Annotated in this window: 27 protein-coding genes; 12 read left to right on the top strand and 15 right to left on the bottom strand. The window is 67.7% G+C overall.

What is annotated here, in order from left to right; genetic code table 11:
• Positions 1-13: 13 nt before the first annotated feature.
• Positions 14-2,977 (bottom strand): excinuclease ABC subunit UvrA, encoded by a 2,964-nt coding sequence (gene uvrA, locus NJQ44_RS03835; RefSeq protein ID WP_254273359.1) that lies wholly within the window; start codon positions 2,975-2,977, stop codon positions 14-16.
• Between the two features lie 113 nt (positions 2,978-3,090).
• On the opposite strand from uvrA, the gene NJQ44_RS03840 reads away from it, so the two are divergent.
• Together NJQ44_RS03840 and NJQ44_RS03845 are read left to right on the top strand one after the other, a co-directional pair.
• Positions 3,091-3,672, top strand: a complete 582-nt coding sequence (locus NJQ44_RS03840) for an LURP-one-related/scramblase family protein (protein ID WP_254273360.1) — start codon at positions 3,091-3,093, stop codon at positions 3,670-3,672.
• Positions 3,673-3,715: 43 nt separating this feature from the next.
• Positions 3,716-5,101 (top strand): LVIVD repeat-containing protein, encoded by a 1,386-nt coding sequence (locus NJQ44_RS03845; RefSeq protein ID WP_254273361.1) that lies wholly within the window; start codon positions 3,716-3,718, stop codon positions 5,099-5,101.
• On the opposite strand, the gene NJQ44_RS03850 is transcribed toward NJQ44_RS03845, so the two are convergent.
• Genes NJQ44_RS03850 through NJQ44_RS03860 form a run of 3 tightly spaced genes read right to left on the bottom strand, consistent with a single transcriptional unit; the run spans position 5,098 to position 7,065 of the window.
• A complete protein-coding gene (locus NJQ44_RS03850) occupies positions 5,098-6,495 on the bottom strand; it encodes a ribonuclease FAU-1 family protein (RefSeq protein WP_254273362.1) in 1,398 nt (465 codons plus the stop codon). The two genes, NJQ44_RS03845 and NJQ44_RS03850, sit on opposite strands and share 4 nt — an antisense overlap.
• Complete coding sequence (locus NJQ44_RS03855) at positions 6,492-6,866, bottom strand: DUF7532 family protein (protein WP_254273363.1); 375 nt, start codon at positions 6,864-6,866, stop codon at positions 6,492-6,494. The genes NJQ44_RS03850 and NJQ44_RS03855 overlap by 4 nt, the downstream gene beginning before the upstream one ends.
• A 43-nt stretch (positions 6,867-6,909) precedes the next feature.
• Entirely contained in the window at positions 6,910-7,065 is a 156-nt protein-coding gene (locus NJQ44_RS03860; protein ID WP_254273364.1) for a preprotein translocase subunit Sec61beta, read from the bottom strand.
• Between the two features lie 117 nt (positions 7,066-7,182).
• Between NJQ44_RS03860 and NJQ44_RS03865 the strand changes: the two genes are divergently transcribed.
• A complete protein-coding gene (locus NJQ44_RS03865) occupies positions 7,183-7,449 on the top strand; it encodes a thioredoxin family protein (RefSeq protein WP_254273365.1) in 267 nt (88 codons plus the stop codon).
• 277 nt (positions 7,450-7,726) lie between these two features.
• On the opposite strand, the gene fer is transcribed toward NJQ44_RS03865, so the two are convergent.
• Genes fer through NJQ44_RS03890 form a run of 5 tightly spaced genes read right to left on the bottom strand, consistent with a single transcriptional unit; the run spans position 7,727 to position 10,934 of the window.
• Positions 7,727-8,419 carry a ferredoxin Fer gene (gene fer / locus NJQ44_RS03870; protein ID WP_254273366.1) on the bottom strand — a complete coding sequence of 231 codons (693 nt, stop codon included), beginning with the start codon at positions 8,417-8,419 and terminating at the stop codon, positions 7,727-7,729.
• 46 nt (positions 8,420-8,465) lie between these two features.
• Positions 8,466-9,131, bottom strand: a complete 666-nt coding sequence (gene npdG, locus NJQ44_RS03875) for an NADPH-dependent F420 reductase (protein ID WP_254273367.1) — start codon at positions 9,129-9,131, stop codon at positions 8,466-8,468.
• A 54-nt stretch (positions 9,132-9,185) separates the two neighbouring features.
• A complete protein-coding gene (locus tag NJQ44_RS03880) occupies positions 9,186-9,575 on the bottom strand; it encodes a hypothetical protein (RefSeq protein ID WP_254273368.1) in 390 nt (129 codons plus the stop codon).
• Positions 9,576-9,623: 48 nt separating this feature from the next.
• Positions 9,624-10,490 (bottom strand): TIGR01548 family HAD-type hydrolase, encoded by an 867-nt coding sequence (locus tag NJQ44_RS03885; RefSeq protein WP_254273369.1) that lies wholly within the window; start codon positions 10,488-10,490, stop codon positions 9,624-9,626.
• A gap of 45 nt (positions 10,491-10,535) precedes the next feature.
• Complete coding sequence (locus NJQ44_RS03890) at positions 10,536-10,934, bottom strand: UPF0146 family protein (RefSeq protein WP_254273370.1); 399 nt, start codon at positions 10,932-10,934, stop codon at positions 10,536-10,538.
• Positions 10,935-10,973: 39 nt separating this feature from the next.
• Here NJQ44_RS03890 and NJQ44_RS03895 point away from each other — a divergent pair, with 39 nt between their 5' ends.
• Complete coding sequence (locus NJQ44_RS03895; protein WP_254273371.1) at positions 10,974-11,495, top strand: archaemetzincin family Zn-dependent metalloprotease; 522 nt, start codon at positions 10,974-10,976, stop codon at positions 11,493-11,495.
• 81 nt (positions 11,496-11,576) lie between these two features.
• Entirely contained in the window at positions 11,577-11,792 is a 216-nt protein-coding gene (locus tag NJQ44_RS03900) for a hypothetical protein (protein WP_254273372.1), read from the top strand.
• A gap of 69 nt (positions 11,793-11,861) precedes the next feature.
• Here the strand turns inward: NJQ44_RS03900 and NJQ44_RS03905 are convergent, their stop codons facing one another.
• From NJQ44_RS03905 to NJQ44_RS03915, 3 genes are all read right to left on the bottom strand, one after another.
• Positions 11,862-12,086, bottom strand: coding sequence for a hypothetical protein (locus NJQ44_RS03905; RefSeq protein WP_254273373.1), 225 nt, complete (start codon positions 12,084-12,086; stop codon positions 11,862-11,864).
• A gap of 71 nt (positions 12,087-12,157) precedes the next feature.
• Entirely contained in the window at positions 12,158-13,993 is a 1,836-nt protein-coding gene (locus NJQ44_RS03910; protein WP_254273374.1) for a ribosome biogenesis/translation initiation ATPase RLI, read from the bottom strand.
• 2 nt (positions 13,994-13,995) lie between these two features.
• On the bottom strand, positions 13,996-14,292 hold the full coding sequence (locus NJQ44_RS03915) for an EMC6-like membrane protein (RefSeq protein ID WP_254273375.1): 297 nt from the start codon (positions 14,290-14,292) through the stop codon (positions 13,996-13,998).
• A gap of 176 nt (positions 14,293-14,468) precedes the next feature.
• Here NJQ44_RS03915 and NJQ44_RS03920 point away from each other — a divergent pair, with 176 nt between their 5' ends.
• Positions 14,469-14,735: a winged helix-turn-helix domain-containing protein gene (locus tag NJQ44_RS03920; protein ID WP_254273376.1), complete on the top strand. Its 267-nt coding sequence runs from the start codon at positions 14,469-14,471 to the stop codon at positions 14,733-14,735.
• A 157-nt stretch (positions 14,736-14,892) separates the two neighbouring features.
• Here NJQ44_RS03920 and NJQ44_RS03925 read toward each other — a convergent pair whose 3' ends face one another.
• Positions 14,893-15,054, bottom strand: a complete 162-nt coding sequence (locus tag NJQ44_RS03925; RefSeq protein ID WP_254273377.1) for a hypothetical protein — start codon at positions 15,052-15,054, stop codon at positions 14,893-14,895.
• Positions 15,055-15,319: 265 nt separating this feature from the next.
• On the opposite strand from NJQ44_RS03925, the gene NJQ44_RS03930 reads away from it, so the two are divergent.
• A complete protein-coding gene (locus NJQ44_RS03930) occupies positions 15,320-16,537 on the top strand; it encodes a molybdopterin molybdotransferase MoeA (RefSeq protein WP_254273378.1) in 1,218 nt (405 codons plus the stop codon).
• A complete protein-coding gene (locus NJQ44_RS03935) occupies positions 16,534-18,381 on the top strand; it encodes a molybdopterin biosynthesis protein (protein ID WP_254273379.1) in 1,848 nt (615 codons plus the stop codon). The genes NJQ44_RS03930 and NJQ44_RS03935 overlap by 4 nt, the downstream gene beginning before the upstream one ends.
• Here the strand turns inward: NJQ44_RS03935 and moaA are convergent, their stop codons facing one another.
• Together moaA and NJQ44_RS03945 are read right to left on the bottom strand one after the other, a co-directional pair.
• The gene (moaA, locus tag NJQ44_RS03940) at positions 18,382-19,443 is read right to left on the bottom strand and encodes a GTP 3',8-cyclase MoaA (RefSeq protein WP_254273380.1); all 1,062 of its coding nucleotides are present in this window, start codon (positions 19,441-19,443) and stop codon (positions 18,382-18,384) included.
• Positions 19,444-19,601: 158 nt separating this feature from the next.
• Positions 19,602-20,309: a TOBE domain-containing protein gene (locus NJQ44_RS03945; protein ID WP_254273381.1), complete on the bottom strand. Its 708-nt coding sequence runs from the start codon at positions 20,307-20,309 to the stop codon at positions 19,602-19,604.
• A 65-nt stretch (positions 20,310-20,374) separates the two neighbouring features.
• Between NJQ44_RS03945 and NJQ44_RS03950 the strand changes: the two genes are divergently transcribed.
• From NJQ44_RS03950 to NJQ44_RS03965, 4 genes are all read left to right on the top strand, one after another.
• Positions 20,375-21,451: an extracellular solute-binding protein gene (locus tag NJQ44_RS03950; protein ID WP_254273382.1), complete on the top strand. Its 1,077-nt coding sequence runs from the start codon at positions 20,375-20,377 to the stop codon at positions 21,449-21,451.
• Positions 21,452-21,496: 45 nt separating this feature from the next.
• The gene (locus NJQ44_RS03955) at positions 21,497-22,474 is read left to right on the top strand and encodes an ABC transporter permease (protein ID WP_254273383.1); all 978 of its coding nucleotides are present in this window, start codon (positions 21,497-21,499) and stop codon (positions 22,472-22,474) included.
• The gene (locus NJQ44_RS03960; protein WP_254273384.1) at positions 22,474-23,451 is read left to right on the top strand and encodes an ABC transporter ATP-binding protein; all 978 of its coding nucleotides are present in this window, start codon (positions 22,474-22,476) and stop codon (positions 23,449-23,451) included. Before NJQ44_RS03955 ends, NJQ44_RS03960 begins: the two co-directional genes overlap by 1 nt.
• A 110-nt stretch (positions 23,452-23,561) precedes the next feature.
• A complete protein-coding gene (locus tag NJQ44_RS03965; RefSeq protein ID WP_254273385.1) occupies positions 23,562-25,505 on the top strand; it encodes an aldehyde ferredoxin oxidoreductase family protein in 1,944 nt (647 codons plus the stop codon).
• The last annotated feature ends 7 nt before the right edge of the window (positions 25,506-25,512 follow it).

A 25,512-nucleotide genomic window follows, 5' to 3' on the forward strand; every position in this document is an offset into this window, starting at 1 on the left:
CCGCCAGACGAGCTCAGTCGTCGTCGGCCTTCGCGGCTACTTCGTCGCCGTCTCGCCCCGCTCGCGGCCCTTCGAGGTCGACCGCGGGGAGCAGGTCGCGGAGGTACTGCCCCGTGAACGACGCCTCCGTGCGGGCGACTTCTTCGGGCGTGCCGCTGGCGACGAGTTCGCCGCCGTTCTCGCCGCCCTCCGGCCCGAGGTCGAGGACGCGGTCGGCGTTCTTCACGAGGTCCAGTTCGTGCTCGATGACGACCACGGTGTTGCCGTCGTCGGTCAGGCGGTGGAGCACGTCGATGAGTTTGCGCTCGTCCTCGGGGTGGAGACCCGTCGTCGGTTCGTCCAGCAGGTACAGCGTCTCGCCGGAGTCTTTCTTGCCCAACTCTTCGGCGAGTTTGATGCGCTGGGCCTCCCCGCCAGAGAGCGTGGTCGAGGGCTGTCCGAGCGTCATGTAGTCCAGTCCCACGTCCTTCAGGAGTTGGAGGCGGCGGCGGATGCCGGGGTGGCTCTCGAAGAAGTCGTAGGCCTCCTCGACGCTCATCTCCAGCACGTCCGCGATGGTCGCGCCCTTGTAGGTCACGTCCAGCGTCTCGTCGTTGTAGCGCGCGCCGTCGCACTCCTCGCAGGGCACCTCCACGTCCGAGAGGAAGTTCATGTCGATGGTCACAGTGCCTTGGCCGCCGCAGGCCTCACAGCGGCCGCCTTTGACGTTGAAGGAGAACCGACCCTTCTCGTAGCCTCGCTGTTTGGCGAGGTTCGTCTCGGCGAACAACTCGCGGATGTGGTCGAAGACGTTGGTGTAGGTGGCCGGATTCGACCGCGGCGTGCGGCCGATAGGCGACTGGTCGATGAGACGGACCGTCTCTATCTGGTCGATGCCCTCGATGTCGTCGTGTTCGCCGGGGTTCACGTCGGTGTCGTTCATCCGGCGGACGAGGCCCTTGTACAGGATGTCGTGCATCAGCGTCGATTTCCCGGACCCGGAGACGCCCGTGATGGCGGTGAACGTGCTGAGCGGGAACTGCACGTCGAGGTCCTTGAGGTTGTGCTGACGTGCCCCTTTGACCGTGAGGTGGCCGTCGGCCTCGCGGCGCTCCTCGGGGACCGGAATCGTCCGCTCGCCAGCGAGGTAGTCGCCGGTGACCGACGCCTCGGCGGCCATCAGTTCCTCCTGGGGGCCGTTGACGACGACTTCGCCGCCGCGCTTGCCCGGTCCCGGCCCCATGTCGATTATCTGGTCGGCCCGCCGCATCGTCTCCGTGTCGTGCTCGACGACCAGCAGGGTGTTCCCGAGGTCACGCAGTTCCTCTAAGGTGTTCAGCAGGCGGTCGTTGTCGCGCTGGTGGAGGCCGATGGAGGGTTCGTCGAGGACGTAGAGGACGCCCACTAGCCCGGACCCGATTTGGGTGGCGAGGCGGATGCGCTGGCTCTCGCCGCCCGAGAGCGTCGACGCCTCGCGGTCCAGCGTCAGGTACTCCAGTCCGACCTCCTGCATGAACCCGAGGCGGGCGCGAATCTCTTTGAGAATCTCCTCGGCTATCTTCCGGTCGCGCGCCGAGAGGTTCCCTTCGAGTCCCTCGAAGTGTTCGAGAGCGTCGCCGATGGACATCTCGTTGACCTCGGTGATGGCCGTGCCGTCGACGAGGACGGCCCGCGATTCGGCCTTCAGGCGCGTCCCCTCACAGGCGGGACAGGTGGTCGTCGCCATGAACTCCTCGATGTGTTCGCGGGCGCGGTCCGAGTCCGTCTCGACGTGGCGACGTTCGAGGTTCGGGATGACTCCCTCGAAGCGCTCGGTCTTCTCGCGCGTGCCGTTCTTGGTGCGCCACTGGAAGTGGACGAGGCCGTCCGTGCCGTAGAGGAACTGTCGCTGTATCTCCTCGTCTAACTCCTCGAACGGCGTCGACAGCGAGACGCCGAAGTGCTCGGCGACGTTGTCCAGTTGCCGGGAGTAGTAGGTCCGGTCGTAGCTCCACGGCTCGAAGACGTGTTTCAGCGGCTTCGAGCGGTCCTGAATCACGAGGTCCTCGCTGACCTCCTTCGTCTCGCCCAGTCCCTCGCACTCGGGACACGCGCCGTGGGGCGAGTTGAACGAGAACGACCGGGTCTCGACCTCGCTGATGTCGATGCCGCAGTGCGTGCAGGCGAGGTCCTCCGAGAGTTCGACGACGAGGCGGTCTTCCTCGTCGGCCTCCGCGAGGTCACCGGTCGCCCGCGCCGTCGACCCGCCCAGCGCGTCGGCCGCGCCCTCCGGCGGGTCCGGGAGGATGACCTTCAGCGTGCCGTCGGCCTCCTCCAAGGCCGTCTCGACCGAGTCGGTGAGGCGCGACCGGGCTTCCGTCGACACCTTCACGCGGTCGACCACCACGTCGACGGTGTGGTCGAAGTTCTCGTCTAACTCCGGCCGGTCCATCGTCAGGTCGAACTCCTCGCCGTCGACTTCGACGCGACTGTACCCGTCGGAGACGAGGTCGTCGAACAGGTCCTCGAAGGCTCCTTTCTGGTCGCGGACGACCGGCGCGGCCAGTTTCGCGCGGGTCCCCTCGGGGAGTTCGAGCAGGCGCGTCACCATGTTCTGAGCCGATTGCTCGCCCACCTCGCGGCCACATTCGGGACAGTGCGGGACGCCGGTCCGGGCGTACAGCAGGCGGAGGTAGTCGTGGAGTTCCGTGACGGTCCCGACCGTCGACCGGGGGTTGTTGGCGGCGTTCTTCTGGTCGATGGAGATAGCGGGGGAGAGGCCCTCGACGTTCTCGACCTGGGGCTTGTCCATCTGACCGAGGAAGTTGCGGGCGTAGGCGGACAGCGACTCGATGTAGCGCCGTTGTCCCTCCGCGTACACCGTCTCGAAGGCGAGCGACGACTTCCCCGACCCCGACAGCCCCGTGACGACGGTGAGTTCCTCGCGGGGAATCTCCACGTCGACGTCCTTGAGGTTGTGTTCCTCTGCACCCGTGACCTCGATGACGTCCTTGCTCATGTATGGGTTCCCCAAGGATTCGGTCGGTGAAACCCTGTCGGTTGGCCACAGTACGGACATTCAGTTGACAGGTGGCACCAACGTTGAAGTTCCGTTCGGCAGGAGACCCGTGTATGTCGACGCCCTCCACCTACGACATCCGCGGCATCGAACTCACGGACGACGAGTACACCGTCGAACAGAGCCTCATCCGGAACAAGTACAAGGCGATGGACGCCACCGGGGACGTGGTCCTCCGCGGGAAACAGAAGCTGTTCAAACTCAAAGAGCAGTTCCCGTTCGTCGACGGGGACGGCGAGGAAGTGTTCGAAGTCAACGCGGGCGGTATCATCGACGTGGCCGGGAACTACGTCCTCACCGACTCCCGGACCGACGAGGAAGTCGTCGTGCTCGACAACGACTTCTCGCTGTTGCAGGACACGTGGCGGGTCCGTGACCCCGACACCGGCGAGGAACTCGCGCGCATCGACTCCCGCGGTGCACTCGTGACCGTCGCCCGCAACGTCCTCCCGTTCGGCGCGCTCATCCCGCACAAGTACGAAATCACCGACGCCGAGGGCGGCCACGTCGGCCGCGTCGACGGCCAGTTCTCCCTGCGCGACCGGTACGAGATAACTATCGACGACGCCCGGTCCGTCCCCAAAGAGCCAATCGTCGCCGCCGCCATGGTCATCGACGCGATTCAGGGCAACTGAATCCACCGGAAGGCTTCTGGCCGTCGCGTCCCGACTGTGCGGCATGCGCCGTCGCACCTTCCTCCGGTCGCTCGGCCTCGGTGCGAGTGCCGGTGCTGTCGGCACGAGCGCCGCACATCCCACGCCGACCGGCGACGGTACGGGCGCGACGCCCGCCGAGACGCCGACTGGGACGGACCCGCTGGGAACGCTGGACCTCCCCGGGGCGCGCGAACTCGTCACGAGTCCGGACGGCCACACGGCCTACGTCGCCACGGGCGCGGGCGTCGCGTTCGTGGACGTGACCGACCCGACCGCCCCTCGACTCCTCGAACACCGGACCGGCTTACTGGCCGACAGCGACGAGGGGCCGATGCAGATAGTGCAGGACCTCGCCGTGGTCGGGGACCGACTGCTCGTCGCCGGTCCGGCCCACCCCACCGAGGGCGCACGGGGGTTCGTCCTCTTCGACGTGAGCGACCGGCAGAACCCCGACCGTATCGTCGGCTACGAGACGGACTCGCAGATTCACAACTGCGACTTCGACGGCCGCTACGCCTACCTCACTGCCAACGCCCGCGAGGGGAACCCGCTCCTCGTGGTCGATACGGAGACAGCGCAGGAGGTCGGCACGTGGTCCGTCCTCGACGCCGACGACGCGTGGGCCGATGTCCCGTCGGCGCTCAGACCGCTCCACGACGTGTGGGTTCAGGACGGCTACGCCTATCTGGCCTACTGGGACGGCGGAACGTGGATACTCGACGTGTCGGACCCCGCGGACATCTCGCTCGTCTCGCGCGTACGCGGGCAAGACCCGGACACCCTGGCCGCAGTCGAAGACGTGAGCCTCGAACGCACCGAACCGCCGGGGAACGACCACTTCGTCACGGTGAACGACGACGCGACCTTGCTGGGCGTCGGCGGCGAGTCGTGGGACCGCGGCGGCGACGGGTCGGGCGGCCCTAGCGGCGTCGAACTGTTCGACATCAGCGACCCCGCCGCGCCCGAGTCGGTCGCGACCATCGACCCGCCGCCGACCAGCGACGCCACGCCCGGCGGCGTGTTGACGACGGCGCACAACTTCGAACTCACCGACGGGCGCTGTTACTCGTCGTGGTACAACGGCGGCGTGAAGGTCCACGACGTGCGGGACCCCGCCAACCCACGAGAGGTGTTCGCGTGGCGCGACTCCGAGACCACCTCGTTTTGGACCGCCCAGCGCGGGAACGGGTGTTTCCTCGGCGCGAACACGAACGCCAACCGCGGGTCGGACGTGACTCCGGGCGTCTACACGTTCCCGGACCCGGACATCGCGACGCCGACGGCAACGGAGTCGCCTTCGGCGGCCGATGGGGGACAGAGCGTCGTCGGGGCGGCCGGTCCCGGGTTCGGAGTGGCCGCGGTGCTCGCGGCGCTCGGACTCGCGGCGTGGCGACGGGACGCCGACTAGGGTTCGAGCGCGTTCGCCACCGCCGCCGCGACGCTCCGGGCGCGGTCGGCCAGCGCTTCGGGCACGTCGCCGCGCGCCTCGGCCGCGTCGAGTTCGTCGTCGTCGACGCGTTCGACCGTCCCGTCGGCGTACTTCAGCACGTCGACGTGTAAGTCGACGTAGCGGGCGGTGTCGGGGAATATCTCGACGGGCGTACAGACGTTGACGTACGTCCCCTTTCGCTTCCCGTCGCGGTCACGGTAGACGGTTGGGTACCACCAGCGCCCTTCCTTCAGTTTCGTCTCGGCGACGTCACCGGCCTCTTTCGGGACGCCGAGGCCGTCGTACTCGCCGCCGCCGGACATCTCTCGTTCGACGGTGACGCTCCCGTCGACGTCGACGGACTGCACGTCGGCCCGACCCAGCGTGATGAGTCGGCCGTCCGGTTTCCCGTGGCCGAGCGTGAGCGACCCGCCCTCCACAGGCCCGAACTGCCGGGCCGTCACGGCGAAGGGAAAGTCGGCGTCCCCCGAGGGCGTCGGGTCGTCGCACAGCGCCTCGACGTAGTCGACGGCCGCGCTGGCGGCGTTCGACCCGGCCTTGACGCGATGGTGGCCCTCCATCGTCGCCGTCACCGCGCGGCGGTGGCCGTCGAGGGCGAAGCGACTCTCGCGGCCGAACCAGACCCACACGGTCGCACCGCCGTCGTGGCGTCGGGCGGGCGTCTCCTCCCCCAGTTCGCCGTCGAGGTCGGCGTCGAGGTCCGCGGCCCGGTCGTTGGCGGCTTCCAGTGCGTTCGCGAGTGCGTCGAAGTCCGCCTCGTCGCTCGCTCGCTCCCACGAGACGCCCCACCCGTCGCGCGGGTCCGCCGCGATGACGTCGAGCATCGCCGGCCCGCCCGCCGTCGCGGCGTTCGAACCGCCGCGTTCCAGCGTCAGCACCTCGCCGCGGACCGCGAGGGTGGTATCGAGGACCGGCCGACCGTCGGTCCACGGCGCGCTCCCCTCGACGACCTGTACGCGCACGCGGTCACCCGTCTCGACTCGCTCGTCGGCGTTGCGGTACGGGAGAAACCCCTCGCCGTCGCCGCAGTCGACCACCGCGCCGCTCCCGAGCGTCTCGGTCACTTCCCCGTCGTACACTGCACCCTCGGGGAGGGGGTCGGCCCACGAGAGCGTGTCGCGGCCGAGGTCCGTGAGGCAGTCGACGACCGCCTCGACTGCGTCGCTGTCGCCGCTGACGCCGACGCCCTGCCGGTCGTCCGTGGTCGCGACTGTGGCCCCCGCGCGCTCGACCCGGAACTCGGACTCGAAACGGTCCTCGATGGGGCCGGACGCCTGTACCACGTCCATCCCGGCGTCGGTCAGCAGTCGGGTCAGCGCCGTCGCGTAGATGCCCCTGATGCGGACCGTCATAGCGCGTCTTTCTCGCCCGCGAAGCGGACCCGGGCGTCGACGGTCGGCCCCAGCGTCAGTTCGACCACGCCGTCGCTCAGGACGCGCCCGCCCTCGACGGGGACGCCCCACGTGTCGAACCGGAGGTAGCCGCGGATGTCGTCGGCGTGGGTAAAGAGGTCCAGATACTCGACCGTGTGGGTCTGTACGTCCGAACTGCTGTGGGCCATCTCCATGTCGGAGTACACCGTCTCGCGGTCGGCGAAGAACGCTTCGAGGTCGGCGGCCGCGTCTGCGGTGGCCTCGACGACTGCTTCGGAGGCGGCCGCGATGGTCGCTTGGTCGACCCCGGCCTCACGGAGCGCCTGCTGCTCGCGCTGTGTGAAGTGCATAGCCGGTCTTGGTGACCGGGGATAGAAAACGTCGCGGACTCGTTCAGGCCATCGCGTTCAGGACCAACACGAGGCCGCCGAACAGGACGCCGAAAGCGACGATGGTTCGCGGGTCGATACGGATGGTGTTGGTGTCCTCGGCGTCGAAGTACCGGACCAGTCCGGCGCTCGACATCAGCCCACCGCTGTCGCTGCTCATACTCGACAGTCGCGACTGCCGGGGAGTAAGCCTTTCCCTTTCTTCCGGCCCGCGTGTCCTCGCCGCACCCACATGGACAATCCTTATCTGCCCCCACAGATTAGCTGGAGAGGAACCATGACGGTCACGCTCAAGGATTTCTACGCCGACTGGTGCGGCCCTTGTAAGACGCAAGACCCCATCCTCGAAGACCTGGAGGAACAGTGGGGCGACGTGGAGTTCGAGAAAATCAACGTCGACGAGGAACAGGACATCGCCAACGAGTATCAGGTCCGCTCGCTTCCGACCCTCATCGTCGAGAACGACGACGGCATCGTCGAGCGCTTCGTCGGCGTCACGCAGGCGGACGACATCGAGGACGCGCTTTCGCAGGCCGGGGCCTGAGGACCACTTTTTCGTCGCCTTTCCTCGGCCGCCGACGGTGGCCTGCGGGAAGGCTCCTCGCAAAAACGTCCTCAGAAATCGGAGATTGCTGCTGGGCTGTCCTCGGGAGTGCACAGCACTTCCGATGTGCATGGAAGACGCATCGCGTCTTCCACACTGCGTTAGCGCTTCGCTCTACCGAACGTGAGGAAAAACGCGGAACGCGGCGACACCGCGTCCCGTGAACCGGCGGCGAACCCGCCGGATGTCCGTCGCTACCGCCCGGCACAGCGACCGCTCAGTCCGTCGACGACGAGGCCTGTTCGAACCGACTCGCGGGCAGGAGCAGGTCGTGGACTTCGGGCAGGTGCTTGACGTTGTAGACGATTTTGGCGTCGCTCGTGGGTGCGACGATACAGGAGAGGCGGATGCCCTTATCGTGGAGTTCCTGCGGGAGGATGTGGCTCTTCGGCGAAGGCATCTCGCCCTCGACGACGGCGACGGCGCAGTTCGTACAGGCCCCGCCCCGACAGGCGAACGGCCACGTGTACCCCTCGTCCTCGGCGGCCTCCAGCAGTGATTCGTTTTCCGCGACGTGGAACCGGCCGTAGTCCTCGGGGTCGAACCCGCCGTCGGCGGCCTTCTCGAACAGGTCCTCGTCGTCGAGCGACCACCCCTCGTCGGCCAGCACTTCGTAGTTCAGGTACTCGACTTCGACGCCCTCGGGTTCCGGTTCGGGTTCTGGCTCCGGTTCTGGCTCAGGCCGGGGTCGTCTCGGGCCGCGATGGCCCCTCGGCCCGGTTGGAGAGATGGGGTCGCCGGGTCGCCACCCGTCCTCGATGCGCTCGTAGGCGTCTTGGACGGCTTGAAACGCCTCGGCGGACCCGCCTTGGTCGGGATGGGTCTCCTTGACCCGTTCGCGATACGCGTCGACGATTTCGGCCTCGTCCGCGTCGGGGTCGACGCCGAGAATCTCGAATGGAGACGCCACATCCGGAGGTAGGACTGCGCGTTGAAAAACCCCTCTCTGCCGGCCGTTACTGGAAGCGAACGCCCAGGTCGTGGAGGCCGTCGTTGTGGCGGGCGACGTTGATGAGCAGCGGGGTCAGCCCCTCGACTTCGGCGGCGTTCGAGAGCGGGCCGCCGTCGAGTGCGCGGAGTCCTTCGATGCCTTCGGCGAGTTCCGACACGGTGTCTTTGGCGTCGCCGTCGTCGCCGACGACGATGGTGTCCCAGTCGAGTTCGGCGTCCAGATTCGCCAGCCGACCGGCCGCGAGGTTGTGGAACGCGCCGACGACGGGCGTGTCTTCGGGGACGGCCTGCGCCGCCAGTTCGGTGACGCTGCCGACGCCGGGACGGTTGTAGTGGAACCCGTCTTCGTCGCGCTTCATGCCGACGGCGGGCGAGACGAGGATTGCGTCGTCCAGGTGGTCGGCGACGGCTTCCACGGTATCCGTGAGGTGATAGGCCGGGACGGCCGCGACGACGACGTCGGCGCGCGCCGTGGCGTCCTCGTTACTCAGTCCGGCGATGTCGACTTCCTGGCCGCGACTGTCGAGTTCCGTCTCGTACTCCTCGGCTTTCTGCTCGGCCTTTCCGGCGTCGCGTGACCCGACGATGACCGTGTGGTTCGTGTCGTACGCCCAGCGGAGGGCGAGGCCTTCGCCGATGTCGCCCGTGCCACCGAGTAGTGCGATGTCCATGTCTACGCGGTGGGCCGAACCGCGAATAAGCGTTGTGCGACCGGTGGCGTTTGCCTACGTGTATTCGTCCCAGAGGTAGTCGAAGCCGCCGCCGTAGGCGAGGTACAGCGCGGTCCCGAGTCCCGCGACGTAGGCGAGCAGTTGGGCGGCGATGCCCAGCGGACTCGTGTAGCCGAGCAGGAACTCGAAGAGCGTCGCGAGGACGACGGTGACGACGAAGATGGTGACGATGAACAGACCGACGCGGCCGGGGCGGTGGGCCGACGCGAACACGTCGGGATGGGTCGAAATCGTCCAGTAGGCGAGCGGAAACGCGACGGCCGCGAAGCCGACGGTGTACAACTGGATGTATTCGAGTGCGGGTTGGGCGACCGCCGCGCCGCCGACCATCCCGGCCCAGAAACTCACCAACAGCGCCCACGCGACCATCGACGCACGTCCCATGTCACTTCGTTCAGACTCGCTCGGGAAATCCCTGCCGTTCTCGCTGGCTCACTCCAGCAGGTCGACCAGTTCGTTGACCGACTCGACGACTGCGCTCGCGCCCGCCGCGGCGAACTTCTCTCGCCCTGCCTCGCCGGTCAGGCCGCCGGTGAGGACGCCGATACCGTAGTACACTCGCTCGTCGTCCTCGGCGTCGGCGTTGACGGCCGTCGTCACGTCGTCTAAGGTGTCGCCCGCGAACGCGATTCGCTCGGCGTCGAAGCGCTCGCCCAACACCGTCAGCGCGTGCGGGTGGGGTTTCCCCTGCTCCCAGTCGTCCATCGTGAAACGGTGGTCGGCGGGGAGTTCGAGGCCGACCCGCTCCATCGCGATGTCGGCCTCCGCGGCGGGACGGCCGGTGACGACGCCGACGGCGTAGCGCTCGTGCAGGGCCGTCAGCGTCTCGCTGTCGACCAGCACGGGTTCGTCGTTGATGTAGCCCGGCGCGTCGAACGGCGGGTCGCCGCCTTCGAGTTCGCGGTACAGGTCACTGCCGAGGTACAGCGTCTGGAACACGTCGCGCAACTGGTCGGGGTCCCAGGCGTCGAGGACGCGGTCGGCCGCGTCGTCGGCGAGTCGGTCTTGGGCGACGGCTTTCGCCGCGTCGAGGCCGCCGCCCCGTTCGGCGATAGCGTCGGTGAAGGTCACGAGGTCGAACGACTCGTCCTCTCGACGGGCCAGCACCAGTAGGGCCGCCGCGTCGGTGACTTCCCAGTCGTTGTTGAACCCGCCCGCGTCCTTGAACCGCTGGATGTCATCCTTCTCGATGGTCTCGCCGTACACTCGGTCGACGGACTCAACGACGGCCCGTCGGTAGGAGTCGGCGACGTCCACGAGGACGCCGTCGATGTCCAGTACGACCGCGTCGACTTGCATACGCGTCCCGTCGGCGCGCCCGTTCAAGCCCCTTGCTATCTCTCGCTACCGCACGTCCTCGCGCGCCCGGTACAGCGTCTCGCCGCCGTCGAGTTGCTCCCGGTCGACGGGAACCGCTGGCTGGTCGCCGCCGAGGGTCGTGAACCAGCAGGCGGCGTCGACCCGGCGGGCGATAACACGAAGGGGCCGGTGGAGTTCCGGCGGGAGGTTCCGCGCGAACACGATGTCGGCGTCCTCGTACACCGAGAGGGTCGGGTCGGTCACGTCGTCGACGACGAAGGTGACGCCGTCCGGAACCGGCCGTTCGTGGATGTCCGTCGCGGTCACGCTGACCCCGCGGGCGGCGAGTTCGGCGGCCACCGACGGACGGTTGCCGACCCCGACTTCCACGACGCCGTCGGCGTCAGACAACCGACCGACGAGGGCACGGTCGGCGTCGTTCACGGCGGGATATTTATGCGCCACCGTCTCATACGTTTCGCCATGCACGTCGACATCGTACCGGTGGGCGAAGTCTCCGCCCAAGTGAAACGCGAGGCGTCGGACGGCCTCCGCGGGACCTACGACTGTGAGGTCACGATGCACGAACCCCAGTCGATTCCCGCCGGTGCGTACGATGGCGACCGGGACCAGTACCGCGCCGAGGAGTTCATCGACCTCGCGAGGCGCGTCGGGTCCGGCGAGAAGAACATCGCCATCACGCCGAAAGACCTCTTCTACCGCCGCCGCAACTACGTCTTCGGACTCGCCTACCTCGGCGGGTCCGGTAGCGTCATCTCCACGTACCGCCTCCAGACGTCCTCCGACGGCGGCTTTTCGAACCGCTCGGCCGGGGAGATTTTCGCCGCCCGCGTCCGCAAGGAAGTCGTCCACGAAATCGGCCACACGCTCGGACTGGAACACTGCGACAACAAGCGCTGCGTGATGAACTTCTCGCCGACGGTCCGACAGGTCGACGTGAAGGAAGCGTCCCTGTGTGGGTCCTGCCAGCGCCACGTCCTCTAACGGCCGCACCTCCCCGAGGACCGGCCCCCAACTTAGTTAGGTAGAGTATCTAACACGCACTATCGCATACCTCCGAGTGCGATGAGTAAGAGTCAGTCCAGCGACCGAGTTGCGGAGTTAGGTGACATCTTCGTCTCGGTCACCGGCGACGAATCGGTCACCGAACAGCAAGACGGCGACTCCCCCGACCGCGAACTCCGCCCGGACGAGGAGTTCGACCCGGCGGAGGTCGCGGACGGACTCGACGACGCCGTCGCCGGGTCCGAGACCGGCGACACGTCCGACCCCGCTGCGTAAGGTCCTGCGGCAATCGTTATCGTCCACCGTTTCAGTTTTCAGCGCGCGTCGCCGCACGTCTCGCGTCGCTCAACTGCTGTCGATTCCGGAACGATTGAACGCGGCCGCGAGCGTGTAGCCACCGTAGAAGCCGAGCGTGTGAATCCCCACCTCGGTAGCGAAGTCGGCGACGGTCTGGATGTCCTTGAAGTGGATGAACAGCGCGTCGGTGCCCACGACGACAGTCGTGAGGACGAGACAGACCAGCAACCGCCGCACGCTGAACAGATAGCTCGACCGGAGGAAACTGCGCATGGAGGTGGTCGTGCTTGTGACGGCACAGCGAATAGGCTTTCTCACGTCGTCGTGCCGGTCCACCGCCTCGTCTACTGGTTCGGACTGTAGTAGTACTCGCCCGCGTTCTTCTGCTTGCGGTCGAGTTGGGACCCGGGCTTGTTGATGCGCGGCCGGGACGTGCGCTCGTCGCGACGGAACGTGATGTCGAGGTTCGAGAGGAACTCGTTCATCCCCTCGCGCATCCCCTGTGGCGGCGCGGCGTGGCCGCTCTTGGCGGGTTCGCCGTCGAAGACGAGCAAGCGGTCTGCCAGCAGGTCGATCATGTAGATGTCGTGGTCGATGACCATCGCCGTGGCGTCGTGGTTCTCGGCGTAGCGGCGAATCGCCGACGTGGCGAGCACACGCTGTTCGACGTCGAGGTGGGCCGACGGTTCGTCGAGCAGGTAAAGGTCGGCCTCCTTCGAGAGGCAGGCCGCGATGGCGACGCGCTGGCGCTCCCCGCCCGAGAGGTCGGTCAGTTGCTGCTCCATCACGGCGTCGAGTTGGAGCGGTTGGGCGATTTCGGTGTTCCAGTACGAGGAACCGAAGTCGTCGGTAATCGTCGAGAGGAACGCGTCGACGCGCATCTGCTGGTCGATGTCGATGTACTGGGGCTTGTAGGCGATGTCGAGGTCCGCCTCGACGCTACCCGCGGTGGGTTCCAGACGCCCGGCCAGCATCTTCGCGAACGTCGACTTCCCGATACCGTTCGGGCCGACTACGCCGAGGACTTCGCTCTCGCGGATGGTCCCGGCCTCGACTTCCAGCGAGAACTCGCCCTCGCCGTAGCTCTTGGCGAGGTCGGGGTACTCGATGACCACGTCGCCGGTCGACTCGGTCCGGGGCGCGTGTTCCTCGAACTCGATTTCGGTCTGCCGGATGCGCATGTTCTCGTTCTCCAAGTACCCGGAGAGGTACTCGTTGATGCCGTTCTTCGTGGACTTCGGCGAGGTGATAATACCGAACGCGCCGGGCGACCCGTAGGCGACGTTGATGTTGTCCGCGAGCAAGTCGAGGATGGCGAGGTCGTGTTCGACGACCAGCATCGAGCGGTCGCCCTCCTCGGCGAGTTCGCGGATGAGGCGGGCGGCGGTCATCCGCTGACCGATGTCCAGATACGGCGTAATCTCGTCGAGGAAGTAGAAGTCCGCGTCCCGTGCCAGCGTCGCCACCAGCGCGACACGCTGGAGTTCGCCGCCCGAGAGGTCGTCGATGTGATTGTCGACGACCGGGCGGATGCCCGTCCGCTCGATGAGGTAGTCGAGTTCGCCGCGCTCGTCGGTCCGTTCGAGCAGTTCGCGGGCCTTCCCGTCGAACTGGTCGGGGATGCGGTCGACGTACTGCGGCTTGCGGGCGACGGTCACGTCGCCGTCGCGCATCTGTTCGAGGTAGTCCTGCAGGGCGGTCCCGCGGTACTCGTCGAGAATCTCGTCCCAGCCCGGTTGCTCGCCGTACCGGCCGAGGTTCGGGGCCATCTCGTCGGCGAGGATGCGGACGGCGGTGGTCTTCCCGATGCCGTTCGGCCCGAGAATCCCCGTGACCTGCCCCTCTTGGGGGGTGGGGAGGCCGTACAGCGCGAAGGCGTTCTCCCCGTAGCGGTGGACCGGTTCCTCGGTCAACTCCTGTGGGAGGTTGATGATTTCGATGGCGTCGAAGGGGCACTTGTTGACGCAGATGCCGCAGGACTCGCCCAGACATATCTCCTCGGAGATGCGGACCTGGTCGGGTTTCCCCTCGAACTCCTCGTCTTCCTCGTAGGCGTCGCCGCGCTTGACGATGCACTCTTTCCCGCTCCGGTTGGGCGGGCAGTAGTTCATACACTCGTAGTTACAGCGGTCGGGTTGGCACCGCTCTAAGTCGACGACTGCGATACTGTCCTCGGCCATGATTAGACCCCTGCCGTCAGGAGGATGCCCCACGAGACGAACCAGAGCGCGAAGGTCATGAACGCGATGTAGAGCACGTCTTTCGTGGAGAGGTCGTCGGGCCCGATGCCGATGACGCGAAGAATCGGGAACTGTGCGAGGACGGCGGCCGCCACGACGAGGACGCCCGTGACGTCCGCCGCACCCGATGCGACGGCATTCGACACGAACGCCGCCGCGATGCCCGCGACAGCCGTGATGGTCGTGACAGTGAGCCCCCGCATGTGAGAGCTCATGCCGTCCGCCGTATCCGTAGCCATACCCTGTGTTCGTCCACCCTCCACCAAAAGGGGCGCGGTTCAGTACGTCCCTCGGGGACTGGCCATCGTCTGCAGGCGCCGAAACCCACCCGACAGCCCCCGTGTGCCGCCGCGAGCGCCCGTCTGTCGACCCAACTCCTCAATCTTTATGCATCCGGCGACACTCGGTGGGAGTAATGACGGAATCCGACGGGGAGGCAATCGCAGACCTTCCACCGAGCGCGAAGCTCGTTTACAAGGTGTTGGAGTACGACGGTCCGCTGACCCAGAAAGGTATCGTGGAGGAGTCGATGCTCTCTGCACGTACCGTCCGCTACGCGCTCGAACGACTCGACGAGGTCGGTGTCATCGAAGAAGACGTGTACTTCGCCGACGCGCGACAGAACCTCTACGAGATAACCGAACAACCGGCCGAACAGGCCGACGCCCCCGTCTCCGACTGACCCGGGGCTACTTCGCTTCTCTCACGATATACCCGCAGGCCGGACAGTCCTGCCGTTCGTCGTCGAACCGCAGACCGCAGAGCGCACACTCGTAGACTGTTCCTCGGTCGAACCGGTCCCGGAACCGGTCTCTGAGTTGTTGCTGGAGGCGCATCGCTCAGGCGAGTTCGCCGCAGGTCCGACAGCGGGGTCGTTCGGCCCCGGGGTCGAACGCCAGCGCGATTTCGTGGCAGTGCTTGCAGTAGCGGTCGTCGGTGCTGTGTAGGGGGTGGGCGTCGGCGTCGACGGACGAGACGGTGACGCGTGAGTTCGTCGCCATGTCAACTACCAGCACGGACTCGTACTAAAGGATTCTGCGCATACGTCTGGATATACCTTATACACTGCACCATTTGGAGCACTCTGTGTGGTACTATCGTAGAAACGTAGCACGAATCTCGGAATTGTGGGAGATGCGAACTTCGAAATCGGTCTCCCGTCTGCGCTGTCCACTCCGGCCGACGCCGGGCGAAAGCACGCTCCGCCGAGACAGTTCTCCGGCCGACCACACAGATGTTTTTGTGGGGCGACGAGTAGGTCTGGGTATGAGTGACGAGGCACGCCGGACCGAGGGATTCAAACGGCGAACGCGGCTCGACGAGGCCCGCGAGACGCTGTTGGACGCGGTGACGCCCCACGACCGAACGGAACGGGTCCCGCTCCGGGCGGCCGACGAACGCGTCGTCGCCTCGCCCGTCGCGGCCGACCGCCCGGTTCCGCACTACCGCCGGGCGGCGATGGACGGCTACGCGGTCCGCGCCGAGGACACGTTCGGCGCGACCGGTCGCTCGCCCGAGCAGTTGCGAGTCGGCGAGGACGTGGGACCGGGCACGGCGGTTCGCGTCCACACCGGGAGCGAACTCCCGAGCGGCGCAGACGCCGTCGTGATGGTCGAGGACGCCGACCGGCGCGGTGACGCCCTGAGCGTCTTCGACGCGGTGGCGGGCGGCGAGAACGTCGCTCCCATCGGCGAGGATGTGGAGGCGGGACAGACGCTGTACGAGGCCGGTCACCGACTCAGGCCGTCGGACCTCGGCCTGCTGAAAGCCGTCGGGTTGGACGCCGTCTCCGTGTACGAACGGCCGCGCGTCGCCGTCGTTCCGACCGGCGAGGAACTCGTCCAAGACGACCCCGACCCGGGCGAAGTCGTCGAGACGAACGGGCAGACCGTCACGCAGTACGTCGAGCGGTGGGGCGGCGAGGCTACTTACCGCGACGTGGTCACCGACGACGAGGACGCCCTCCGAGCGGCCGTCGAGCGCGACCTGGACCACGACATCGTGGTCACCACGGGCGGGTCGTCGGTCGGGGAGCGCGACCTGATTCCCGAAGTCGTCGAGGAGTTGGGCGAGGTGTTGGTCCACGGCGTCGCGCTGAAACCCGGGCATCCGGTCGCACTCGGTCGGGTCGCCGAGACGCCGGTGGTGATGCTGCCGGGCTATCCCGTCGCCTGTATCGTCAACGCGGTCCAGTTCCTCCGCCCGGCGCTCGAACGCGCGGGCCACCTTCCACGGACGACGCCGCCGACGACCGAGGCCCGACTGACCCGCAAGATAGCGAGCGACCCCGGTACGCGGACGTTCGCCCGGGTCCGACTCGACGCGGACGACGAGGGGCCCGCGGCGACCCCGACCCGCGCCAGCGGTTCGGGGGTCCTCTCCAGCGTCGCCCTCGCCGATGGGTGGGTCGTCGTTCCCGAGGGACTGGAGGGGTACGACGCGGGCGAGACGGTGGCCGTCGAGAACTGGGAGTGGTCCCGATGAGCGACCGCCGGGAGTTCCGCGACCTCGCCTCGCCCGCCGAGGCCCGCGAGATTCTGGCGGGATTGGACCTCGCGCCCGACCCCGAACGGGTCCCGTTGGCCGAGGCCCGCGACCGCGTCCTCGCCGAGCGAATCGACGCCGAACTCGACGTGCCGGGGTTCGACCGGGCGAGCATGGACGGCTACGCGGTGCGGGCCGCCGACACCTTCGGCGCGGACGAGGCCGACCCGACGACGCTGTCGCTCGCCGGGGCAGTCCACGCTGGCGAGGAACCCGCGGTGGCAGTCGAATCGGGCACGGCCGTCGAAGTCTCGACGGGCGCGGTCATGCCGGAAGGTGCGGACGCCGTCGTCGTCGTCGAACGCACGACAGAGGTCGACGGCGGCGACGCCGTCGAGGTTCGCACCGCCGTCGCGCCCGGCGACAGCGTGATGCTCGCGGGGGCGGACATCGCCGCTGGCGCGCGGGCGCTCGGCCCCGGGACGCCGCTCACCGCCCGCGAAATCGGTCTCCTCTCGGCGCTCGGCGTCGACGAGGTGCCCGTCCGCGGGACGCCGACGGTCGGTATCGTCTCGACGGGCGACGAACTGGTCAGACCGGGCGACTCCCTCGACAGCGGCGCGGGCGAGATATACGACGTGAACAGCTACACGCTCGCGGCCGCCGTCGCGGAGGCCGGTGGCGACCCGGTCCTGTACCCGCACGCGGGCGACGACTACGCGGAGATGGAGCGGTTGCTCCACGAGGCCGCCGACGAGTGTGACCTCGTCCTCTCCTCCGGGTCCACGAGCGCCAGCGCCGTCGACGTCATCTATCGGGTCATCGAGGACCGCGGCGAACTCCTGCTCCACGGCGTCGCCGTCAAACCGGGCAAGCCGATGCTCGTCGGGACCGTCGGCGAATCGGCGTACGTCGGCCTCCCGGGCTACCCCATCTCGGCGCTGACTATCTTCCGCGTGTTCGTCGCGCCCCTCGTCCGCGAGGCCGCTGGGCGCGAGGAACCGTCGACGGCGACGGTCACCGGGGAGATGGCCGTCACCGAACGCTACGCGGAGGGTCGCCAGCGGTTCATGCCGGTCGGTCTCGTGGAAGACGGCGACGGCGCGCTGCTCGTCTATCCGGTGGACAAGGGGAGCGGCGCGACCACCACGCTCGTCGACGCCGACGGCACGGTCACCGTCCCCGCAGACACTGACTACATCGCCGAGGGCGAGGCGGTCGAAGTGGACCTGTTCTCGCCCGACGTGCGCCCGCCGACACTCCTTGGTGTGGGTGAGGACGACCCGACGCTCTCGGAACTGCTCGATACCGTCGACCGTCCGCGCTACCTCCCCCTCGGGACCGTCGAAGGAGTCCGACGACTGGCGGCCGGAACGCCGGACCTCGCCGTCGTCGCCGGACCGTCGGACCCGCCCGAGAACGCCGTCGAACTCGGTGGGTGGGACCGCGACTGGGGCCTCGTCGTCGCGCCCGACGCCGACGTGGATTCGCTGGCGGCTCTCGTGGACGGGGACTACCGGTTCGTCAACCGCGACACCGGGTCGGGCCTGCGACGGAGTTTCGACGACGCCCTCGACGCTCTCGCGACCGAACGCGACACCGACCGAACGGCGCTCTCGGACGCCGTCGACGGCTACGACCTGACGACGAAGGCCCACGAGAGTCCCGCGCGCAAGGTCCTCGGTGGGCGGGCCGACGCCGGACTCGCCCTCCGGTCGACCGCCGAGAAACTCGGGCTGGAGTACGTCTCGCTCGGGAGCCAACGCGTCCGCGTACTCGCCAACCCGGACCGAACGGAAAAGCCGGGCGTCCGGGCGTTCGAGCGCGCGCTGGACGGCCTGTAGTTACTCGTCGGCGTACTCGTAGGGGGTTCGGTCCCCCTTGCTGTCGAGATACGCCTCGTTCATCGTCCAGCCGCCCTCGTCGTCTTCGACCAGATACTCGCCGTAGTAGGGCACTCGCTCGGCGACGGTCTTCTCGAAGGCATCGCGCATCGCTGCCTTCGTCTCGCCGATGGCGACGAGGTCGTCGTTGCGGTTGAGACACCCCTTCAGGTAGCCGTCGTGAGCTAGCCGAACCCGGTGGCAGTTCGCGCAGAACTCGGCGTTGCCGACGGGGTCGACGATTTCGACCATGCCGAGGCCGTCCCCCGCGCGGACGCCGCCGTCGGTCGCCGCGGTCTGTGCCGCTTCGGCCGTCTCGGCGTCGCTGCTGACGAAGTAGCGCTTGCGGTCGTGCATCTCGCGCGTCTCGACGTGGTCCGCGCGGTCCTCCAGCCAGTCGTGGACCCGCTGGATGTCGATGGCCCACTCGGGATGGCCCGCCAGTTCCGGCATGTACTCGATGAGTTGCAGTTGGAGGCCGTCGTTCGCGGCGACGTGGTCGACCATCCCCGGTACGTACCCCGCCGTCGGTTCGAAGACGACCATGTTCAGTTTCACCGGGGCGAGACCGGCGTCCAGCGCCGCCTCGACGCCCTCCAGCACTCGCTCGTACGCGCCGCTCTGGGTCAGTTCGGCGAAGGCGTCGGCGTCGAGGGCGTCCTGGGAGACGTTGACGCGTTCGAGGCCCGCGTCGACGAGGGCCTCGGCGCGACCGGGCAGAAAGGTCCCGTTGGTCGTCATCGACACCGCCATGTCATCGGGCGCGCGCCGGACGATTTCTTCGAGGTCGTCGCGGAGCATCGGTTCGCCGCCCGTGAACTTCACGGCCTCGACGCCGTACTCCCGAGCGACCTCCAGAAATCGAACGACGGTGTCGGTCGAGAGTTCGTCGTCCTGCGGGTCCATTGGGCCGCGCGTATCCCCCAGTCCCTCGTTGTGGCAGTAGACGCAGTCGAAGTTACACCGGTCGGTCAGCGAGACGCGGACCCCGGACACTTCTCGACCGAACTCGTCCTCCAGCATTTGCTTGCCGGGTGTTCACACTCCGCGAATTTAAAGGGTCGTTTTGTACGAACTCACGGAGCGCTTCGCCGTCGTGTGGCCCCGTCTCGGTGCGAATATTCTCGCGGACTCGATACCGACATGGGAACGACAGCGGACCTCGTGTCGGTCGCCGCGGCTCACTCGGTCGGAATCGCTCGGGTCGCGGTCGCCTTGAACGAGGCGACGACGCGACTCCCCGGGCGCAGGCCCAGTCGGTCGAGGCTGTCCCGAGTGAGCAGCGCCGACAGCGGGTCCGAAGTGCCGATGTCGATGCGTGCGACGACGATGGTCGCCCCCTCGTCGACGGCCAGCACCTCCCCCTCGAAGCGGTTCCGGGCGCTCGTGCTCTCTCCCGCTGGCGCGTCCGTGGGCGCGTGTAGCGTCACCGCGTCCGACCGGACGCTCACTTGCACGGCCGTCCCGACGGTCGGCGTCTCACCCGAGGGCCCGGCCACCAGTCGCGCCCGCACGTCACCGGCGTCGGTCGCCACCACCCCGAGTTCGCCGTCCCGGCCGGTCACGCGGCCGGACAGCACGCACTCCTCGACGCTGGCGGTGCTGGCGACGGTCGCCTGCAACCGCGCGAAGCGGCGTAGCAGGTCCTCGGCCGCCGGGGTGAGTTCGCTCCCGCCGCCGCTCGCGCCGCCGCGCTGTCGGTCGACGAGCGGTCCGAACGCGCCGTCGAGCGTCTCGATGCGGTCGAGTGCGCGCGCTCTGGACCGACCGAGGGCCGCCGTCGCGCCGCTGACAGACCCCTCGGCACGGACCGCACGGAGGAGGTCGGCGTCCGCCGCGGTGAAGGCGACGCCGTCGGCCTGTAACTGCACCGTGACGCTGGCGTCCATACGACCACTGCCGGTCCTGAAGGGAAAATCGTTATGAACTACCGGGGCCCAACAGCGATGTATCCATGTCGGAACACCGGCTCAGACGACGCGCGTTCCTCGGGAGCGTCGGTGCGACGGCCGCGCTCGGACTCGCTGGCTGTCGCGGCGGCGGCGGTGGCGGCGGGACCGGTAGCGGCGGGAGTGACGACGGCGACAGTGGCGGGACAACCGACACTACGTCGGGGGGGCAACTCGGTGATTCGATGACCATCTTCCACGCCGGGTCGCTGGCCCCACCGTTCAGCGAGGCCGAACCGGGGTTCGAGGCGGAGTACGGCGTCGACGTGACCCGCGAGGCGAAGGGGTCGGTCGCCTCCACGCAGAAGATAACCCAGCAGGGTCGCCGGGCCGACGTGCTGGGCGTCTCGGACTTCCGACTCATCCGGAACCGGATTCTCCCCGACTTCGGCGGTTGGTACGCCATCTTCACGACCAACTCGATGTCCATCCAGTACCGCGAGGACTCGCCGGGGGCCGACGATATCTCGGCGGACAACTGGTGGGAGGTGTTGACCCGCGACGGCGTCACCATCGGGCACTCGGACCCGGCGGTCGACCCGGGCGGCTACCGAGCGGTGATGACCCAGCAACTCGGCAAAGAGACGTTCGACGGCGAGCGACTGTACGACGAGTCGACCTATCAGGCGCTCCGTGACAACTCCGTGGCCCCGACGGGCACGGAGACGAATCTGGAGGGCCAACTGGAGAGCGGCGAACTGGACTACGTGATGTACTACCAGTCCATCTCCAGCACCTCGGGCAAGCCCTTCATCGACCTGCAACCCGAAGTCGACCTCTCGCAGGCCACCAGCGAGTACGCCCAACACTACGCGAAGGCCGAGGTGGAGACGAACAGCGGGACGTTCACCGGCGCGCCCATCGCCTACGGTATCACCGTCCCGGACGTGGCACAGGCGTCCGGCGGGGGCGCGCAGTGGGTCGAGTACTTCGCCACCGACCCCGGTCGGACCATCCTCGAAGAACAGGGGCTGGTGCCGGTCGACCCCGTCGTCGTCCCCGACAGCGGGTCCGACGCGGTCCCCGACAACGTCATGAACGTCGCCAGTGCCCAGTCTTCCCTCGGGCCGCTGGAGTTGTAGTGTTCGACGCGTCCGCGGTCACCGACGGCGGCCACTTCTCCACACATGGCGACAGGTACTGACACGCGACTCACGCTGGCGGCGGTCAGCCGTCGCTCGCTCGTGGCGACGTTCGGCCTCCTGCAGGCGACGGCGTTCGTCGCCGCGTACTCGCTGGACCGGCCGACGTGGTACGCCTACTTCCTCGTTGGGAGCGTCGCCGTCACCGCCTACGCGCTCGACGGGTCGCCGTTCACCGTGGCGACGGCCACCGTCGGGAGTCTCCTCGTGGTCGCACTGGGCCTGCCGCTGTTCATGTTCGTCGCCCGGCAGTCGCCCTCGCTAATCGTCGAGAAGGCGCTTTCCTCGGAGGTCCATCGGGTGCTGTATCTGGGCGTCTACGGGCCGCTGCTGGCCGCGGTGGTGAGTCTCGTGCTGGGAGTCCCCCTCGCGCACCTGCTCGCGGAGGGCTTTCCGGGACAGCAGTTCGTCGAGAGTCTCGTGGACCTGCCGCTGGTGGTTCCCCACTCCGTGGCGGGCATCATCGTCCTCTTCGGCTTCGGGCGGGGCGGGGCGTTCCCGAGCGTCTCCGTCCTCGGGTCGATGGTCGGGATGGTGCTGGCGATGACGTTCGTCGCCGCGCCCTACGCCGTCAACACCACCCGCGAGTCGTTCGAGACAATCGACGACAGGCTCTCGTACGCCTCGCGCATCCACGGCGCGAACCGGTGGGAGACGTTCCGCCGGGTCACCGGACCGCTGGCGGTCCGGGGGATGATTACCGGCGGCGTCCTCGCCTGGGCGCGGGCCGTCTCGGAGTTCGGGGCCGTCGCCGTCGTCGCCTACAGCGTCCAGTTCTTCTATCCGCCCGCCGGGCAGCGCGTGACCGCACAGCACGCGCCGGTGTTCGTCTACAACACGTACCTGCAGGGCGGACTGGACGAGAGCGGGGCCGTGGCCTTCCTCCTGCTGGCCGTCTCGGCGGTCATCTTCCTCGCCGTCCGGTACCTGACCGACGACGGCGGCGTGGGAGGGATGCCCTGATGACGCTCGACGCGGACGTGAGCGCGACGTTCACCGCCGAGGGCGCGGACGCGTTCACCGTCGAGGCGACCCTCGACGTGGCGGCGGGCGAGACGCTCGTCGTCCTCGGTCCCAGCGGGAGCGGCAAGACGCTCTTGCTGGAGAGCGTGGCGGGCTTTCACCCTCACGACGGGCACGTGCGCTTCGACGGCCGCCGACTCGACGGCGTCCCTCCTGAGGAACGCGATTTCGGGTTCGTCTTTCAGGACTACGCGCTGTTTCCGCACCTCTCGGTGCGGGAGAACGTCGAGTACGGTGTGCGCTACCACGAGGAGACGCGCGAGGCCGATTCGCTCCTCGAAGAACTCGGCGTCGAAGAACTGGCCGAGCGCTACCCGCCGACGCTGTCCGGCGGAGAGAAACAGCGAGTCGCCCTCGCCCGGGCGCTCGCGGTGAAGCCGTCGGTGCTGTTGCTCGACGAACCGCTCGCGGCGCTCGACGTGCCGACGCGGCAGGCGCTTCGGGACGACTTGGCGGACGTGCTCGCGGACGTGACGGCCGTCTACGTCACGCACAACCGCACGACCGCTCGCGCCGTCGCGGACCGTATCGCGGTGATGCGAGACGGGCAGGTGATTCAGTCAGGCACGCCCGAGGCGGTGTTCGAGCGCCCGGCCACGCCCGTCGTCGCGTCGTTCACCGGTGCGAACGCCCTCCCGCTCTCGGCGGTTCCGTCCCTGCGAGACGCCGTGGACGGTTCGCCGGAGTACGTCTCGTTCCGTCCCGACGCGGTCCGACTGGTCGAGACGGGCGGGGCGTTCGAGGCGACGGTCGAACGCGTCGTCCGTGAGGACGCCGCCACCCGCGTCGTCCTCTCGCTGGCGGGCCACCGCCTCGACGCTTTCACCGACGACCCGCCCGCCGTCGGAACCGACGTGGGGGTGGCCGTCGACAGCGACAGAGTCCATCCCTGCTCGGCGGGGACCACAGCGGACTGAAGCGGGTAAAACCCCGCGAGACGGATGAAAACGGGGAATCAGTGGTGACTCTGGGGGACGCTAGCACAAATCGTTAAGTGAGTACGCTCCTCTATTTTACACAGATATTCATGACTGAACTCGGCGGCTTCCAAGATCACGTGGCGAGAATCGACCTCGGCGAGGGTGATGTATCCTACGAGGGTATCAACGACGCGGACGCGAGGAAGTACATCGGTGCGCGCGGACTCGGGGTGAAGTACGTCTTCGAGCAAGGTCCGGACGTCGACCCGCTCGGCCCGGACAACCTGCTGGCGTTCATGACCGGTCCGCTGACGGGGACGCAAGTGACGATGAGCGGCCGTATCGCCGTCTGCACGAAGTCGCCGCTGACCGGGACAGTGACAGATTCCCACCACGGTGGCTGGTCGGGCGCGCGCCTCAAGTGGGCCGGATTCGACGGCCTCCTCTTCGAGGGGCAGGCCGACCACCCGGTGTACGCCGTCGTCGAAGACGGCGAGGTCGAACTCCGCGACGCCTCGCATCTCTGGGGCTGGGGCGTCCACGACACCGTCGAGGAACTCGAAGACGAGGTAGAGGGGTCCTACGGGAAGAACCTCTCGACGATGGCTATCGGCCCGGGTGGCGAGAACGAGGTGAAGTACGCCTGTATCATGAACGAGGACGACCGGGCCTCGGGGCGGGGCGGTACCGGCTGTGTGATGGGCAACAAGAACCTGAAGGCCGTCGTGGTCAAGTCGTCCACTCGGATGCCGAAGCCAGAAGACAAGGAGACGTTCCAGAAGGGACACAAGCAGGCGATGCAGGTCATTCAGGAGTCAGACATCACCGGGCCGAACGAAGGCGGCCTCTCGCTGTACGGCACCAACGTCCTGATGAATCTCACGGAGGAGATGGACGGCCTGCCGACGAAGAACGCGAAGTACTCTTCGACCCGGTCGATGTCCGACGCCGAGGGCGACGGCGAGCGAATCCTCGACTCCGAGGACGTCTCCGGAGAGAACGTCCGAGAGAACATCCTCGTCGACGAACCGACGTGTCACTCCTGTCCGGTCGCCTGCAAGAAGGAAGTCGAGGTGCAGGCGATGCACAAGGGCGAGGAGATGAACGTCCGCACCGAGTCCTACGAGTACGAGTCGGCGTGGGCGCTCGGCCCGAACTCCGGCCACGTCGAACGCGACAAGATAGCGGTGATGCTCGAACGGTGTAACGACGTGGGCATCGACACCATCGACGCGGGCAACACGATGGCGATGACGATGGAGATGACCGAACAGGGCAAACTGGACGGACTCGGCGACGGCATCGACTGGGGGGACGCCGACACCATGATAGACATGATAGACGCCATCGGCGACCGCGAGACGGAACTCGCGGACCACCTCGCCGAGGGGCCGTCCCACCTCGCCGCGGAGTTCGACGCCGCCGGGAATTCGCTGGCCGTGAAGGGCCAGACGATGGCCGCCTACGACCCGCGCTGCATGAAGGGGATGGCTATCGGCTACGCGACCTCCAACCGCGGGGCCTGCCACCTGCGCGGGTACACCCCGGCCGCCGAGATTCTCGGCGTCCCGGAGAAGGTCGACCCCCGCGAGTGGGAGGGGAAAGGCGAACTGTGCGCGCTCTTCCAGGACCTCCACGCCATCAGCGACTCGTTCGACATCTGCAAGTTCAACGCCTTCGCGGAGGGCATCGAGGAGTACGTGCTCCAGTACAACGGTATGACCGGACTGGACGTGAGCGAGGAGGAACTGATGGAGGCTGGCGAGCGCGTCTACAACCTCGAACGGTACTACAACAACCTCGCGGGCTTCGACGGCGACGACGACAGCCTCCCGGACCGCTTCGTCGAGGGCCACGAGGACGCCATCCCCGCACAGGGCGGTTCGGAGGGCGAACTGGCGGAACTGGACAAACTGAAGGCGGAGTACTACGAGGTCCGTGGCTGGGAGGACGGCGTCGTCCCCGACGAGAAACTCGCGGAACTGGACATCGACATCGGCCCCGGGACGGGCGTCAGTTCCGGCGGCGCGGCCGCACCGAGCGACGACTGAGCGAGAC

The organism is Haloarcula marina (assembly GCF_024218775.1).
Lineage (GTDB): Archaea > Halobacteriota > Halobacteria > Halobacteriales > Haloarculaceae > Haloarcula > Haloarcula marina.

What these genes read in the sequence shown, in the direction of transcription:
- npdG (WP_254273367.1), bottom strand. Translation starts at nt 9,131, where the DNA reads ATGGACATCGCACTACTCGGTGGCACGGGCGACATCGGCGAAGGCCTC.
- NJQ44_RS03915 (WP_254273375.1), bottom strand. Translation starts at nt 14,292, where the DNA reads ATGGCTACGGATACGGCGGACGGCATGAGCTCTCACATGCGGGGGCTC.
- NJQ44_RS03905 (WP_254273373.1), bottom strand. Translation starts at nt 12,086, where the DNA reads ATGCGCAGTTTCCTCCGGTCGAGCTATCTGTTCAGCGTGCGGCGGTTG.
- NJQ44_RS03850 (WP_254273362.1), bottom strand. Translation starts at nt 6,495, where the DNA reads ATGACGGTCCGCATCAGGGGCATCTACGCGACGGCGCTGACCCGACTG.
- NJQ44_RS03865 (WP_254273365.1), top strand. Translation starts at nt 7,183, where the DNA reads ATGACGGTCACGCTCAAGGATTTCTACGCCGACTGGTGCGGCCCTTGT.
- NJQ44_RS03950 (WP_254273382.1), top strand. Translation starts at nt 20,375, where the DNA reads ATGTCGGAACACCGGCTCAGACGACGCGCGTTCCTCGGGAGCGTCGGT.
- NJQ44_RS03945 (WP_254273381.1), bottom strand. Translation starts at nt 20,309, where the DNA reads ATGGACGCCAGCGTCACGGTGCAGTTACAGGCCGACGGCGTCGCCTTC.
- NJQ44_RS03930 (WP_254273378.1), top strand. Translation starts at nt 15,320, where the DNA reads ATGAGTGACGAGGCACGCCGGACCGAGGGATTCAAACGGCGAACGCGG.
- NJQ44_RS03895 (WP_254273371.1), top strand. Translation starts at nt 10,974, where the DNA reads ATGCACGTCGACATCGTACCGGTGGGCGAAGTCTCCGCCCAAGTGAAA.
- NJQ44_RS03925 (WP_254273377.1), bottom strand. Translation starts at nt 15,054, where the DNA reads ATGGCGACGAACTCACGCGTCACCGTCTCGTCCGTCGACGCCGACGCC.
- NJQ44_RS03960 (WP_254273384.1), top strand. Translation starts at nt 22,474, where the DNA reads ATGACGCTCGACGCGGACGTGAGCGCGACGTTCACCGCCGAGGGCGCG.
- NJQ44_RS03910 (WP_254273374.1), bottom strand. Translation starts at nt 13,993, where the DNA reads ATGGCCGAGGACAGTATCGCAGTCGTCGACTTAGAGCGGTGCCAACCC.
- uvrA (WP_254273359.1), bottom strand. Translation starts at nt 2,977, where the DNA reads ATGAGCAAGGACGTCATCGAGGTCACGGGTGCAGAGGAACACAACCTC.
- NJQ44_RS03840 (WP_254273360.1), top strand. Translation starts at nt 3,091, where the DNA reads ATGTCGACGCCCTCCACCTACGACATCCGCGGCATCGAACTCACGGAC.
- NJQ44_RS03860 (WP_254273364.1), bottom strand. Translation starts at nt 7,065, where the DNA reads ATGAGCAGCGACAGCGGTGGGCTGATGTCGAGCGCCGGACTGGTCCGG.
- NJQ44_RS03880 (WP_254273368.1), bottom strand. Translation starts at nt 9,575, where the DNA reads ATGGGACGTGCGTCGATGGTCGCGTGGGCGCTGTTGGTGAGTTTCTGG.
- NJQ44_RS03885 (WP_254273369.1), bottom strand. Translation starts at nt 10,490, where the DNA reads ATGCAAGTCGACGCGGTCGTACTGGACATCGACGGCGTCCTCGTGGAC.
- NJQ44_RS03855 (WP_254273363.1), bottom strand. Translation starts at nt 6,866, where the DNA reads ATGCACTTCACACAGCGCGAGCAGCAGGCGCTCCGTGAGGCCGGGGTC.
- NJQ44_RS03965 (WP_254273385.1), top strand. Translation starts at nt 23,562, where the DNA reads ATGACTGAACTCGGCGGCTTCCAAGATCACGTGGCGAGAATCGACCTC.
- NJQ44_RS03920 (WP_254273376.1), top strand. Translation starts at nt 14,469, where the DNA reads ATGACGGAATCCGACGGGGAGGCAATCGCAGACCTTCCACCGAGCGCG.
- NJQ44_RS03955 (WP_254273383.1), top strand. Translation starts at nt 21,497, where the DNA reads ATGGCGACAGGTACTGACACGCGACTCACGCTGGCGGCGGTCAGCCGT.
- NJQ44_RS03845 (WP_254273361.1), top strand. Translation starts at nt 3,716, where the DNA reads ATGCGCCGTCGCACCTTCCTCCGGTCGCTCGGCCTCGGTGCGAGTGCC.
- moaA (WP_254273380.1), bottom strand. Translation starts at nt 19,443, where the DNA reads ATGCTGGAGGACGAGTTCGGTCGAGAAGTGTCCGGGGTCCGCGTCTCG.
- NJQ44_RS03900 (WP_254273372.1), top strand. Translation starts at nt 11,577, where the DNA reads ATGAGTAAGAGTCAGTCCAGCGACCGAGTTGCGGAGTTAGGTGACATC.
- NJQ44_RS03935 (WP_254273379.1), top strand. Translation starts at nt 16,534, where the DNA reads ATGAGCGACCGCCGGGAGTTCCGCGACCTCGCCTCGCCCGCCGAGGCC.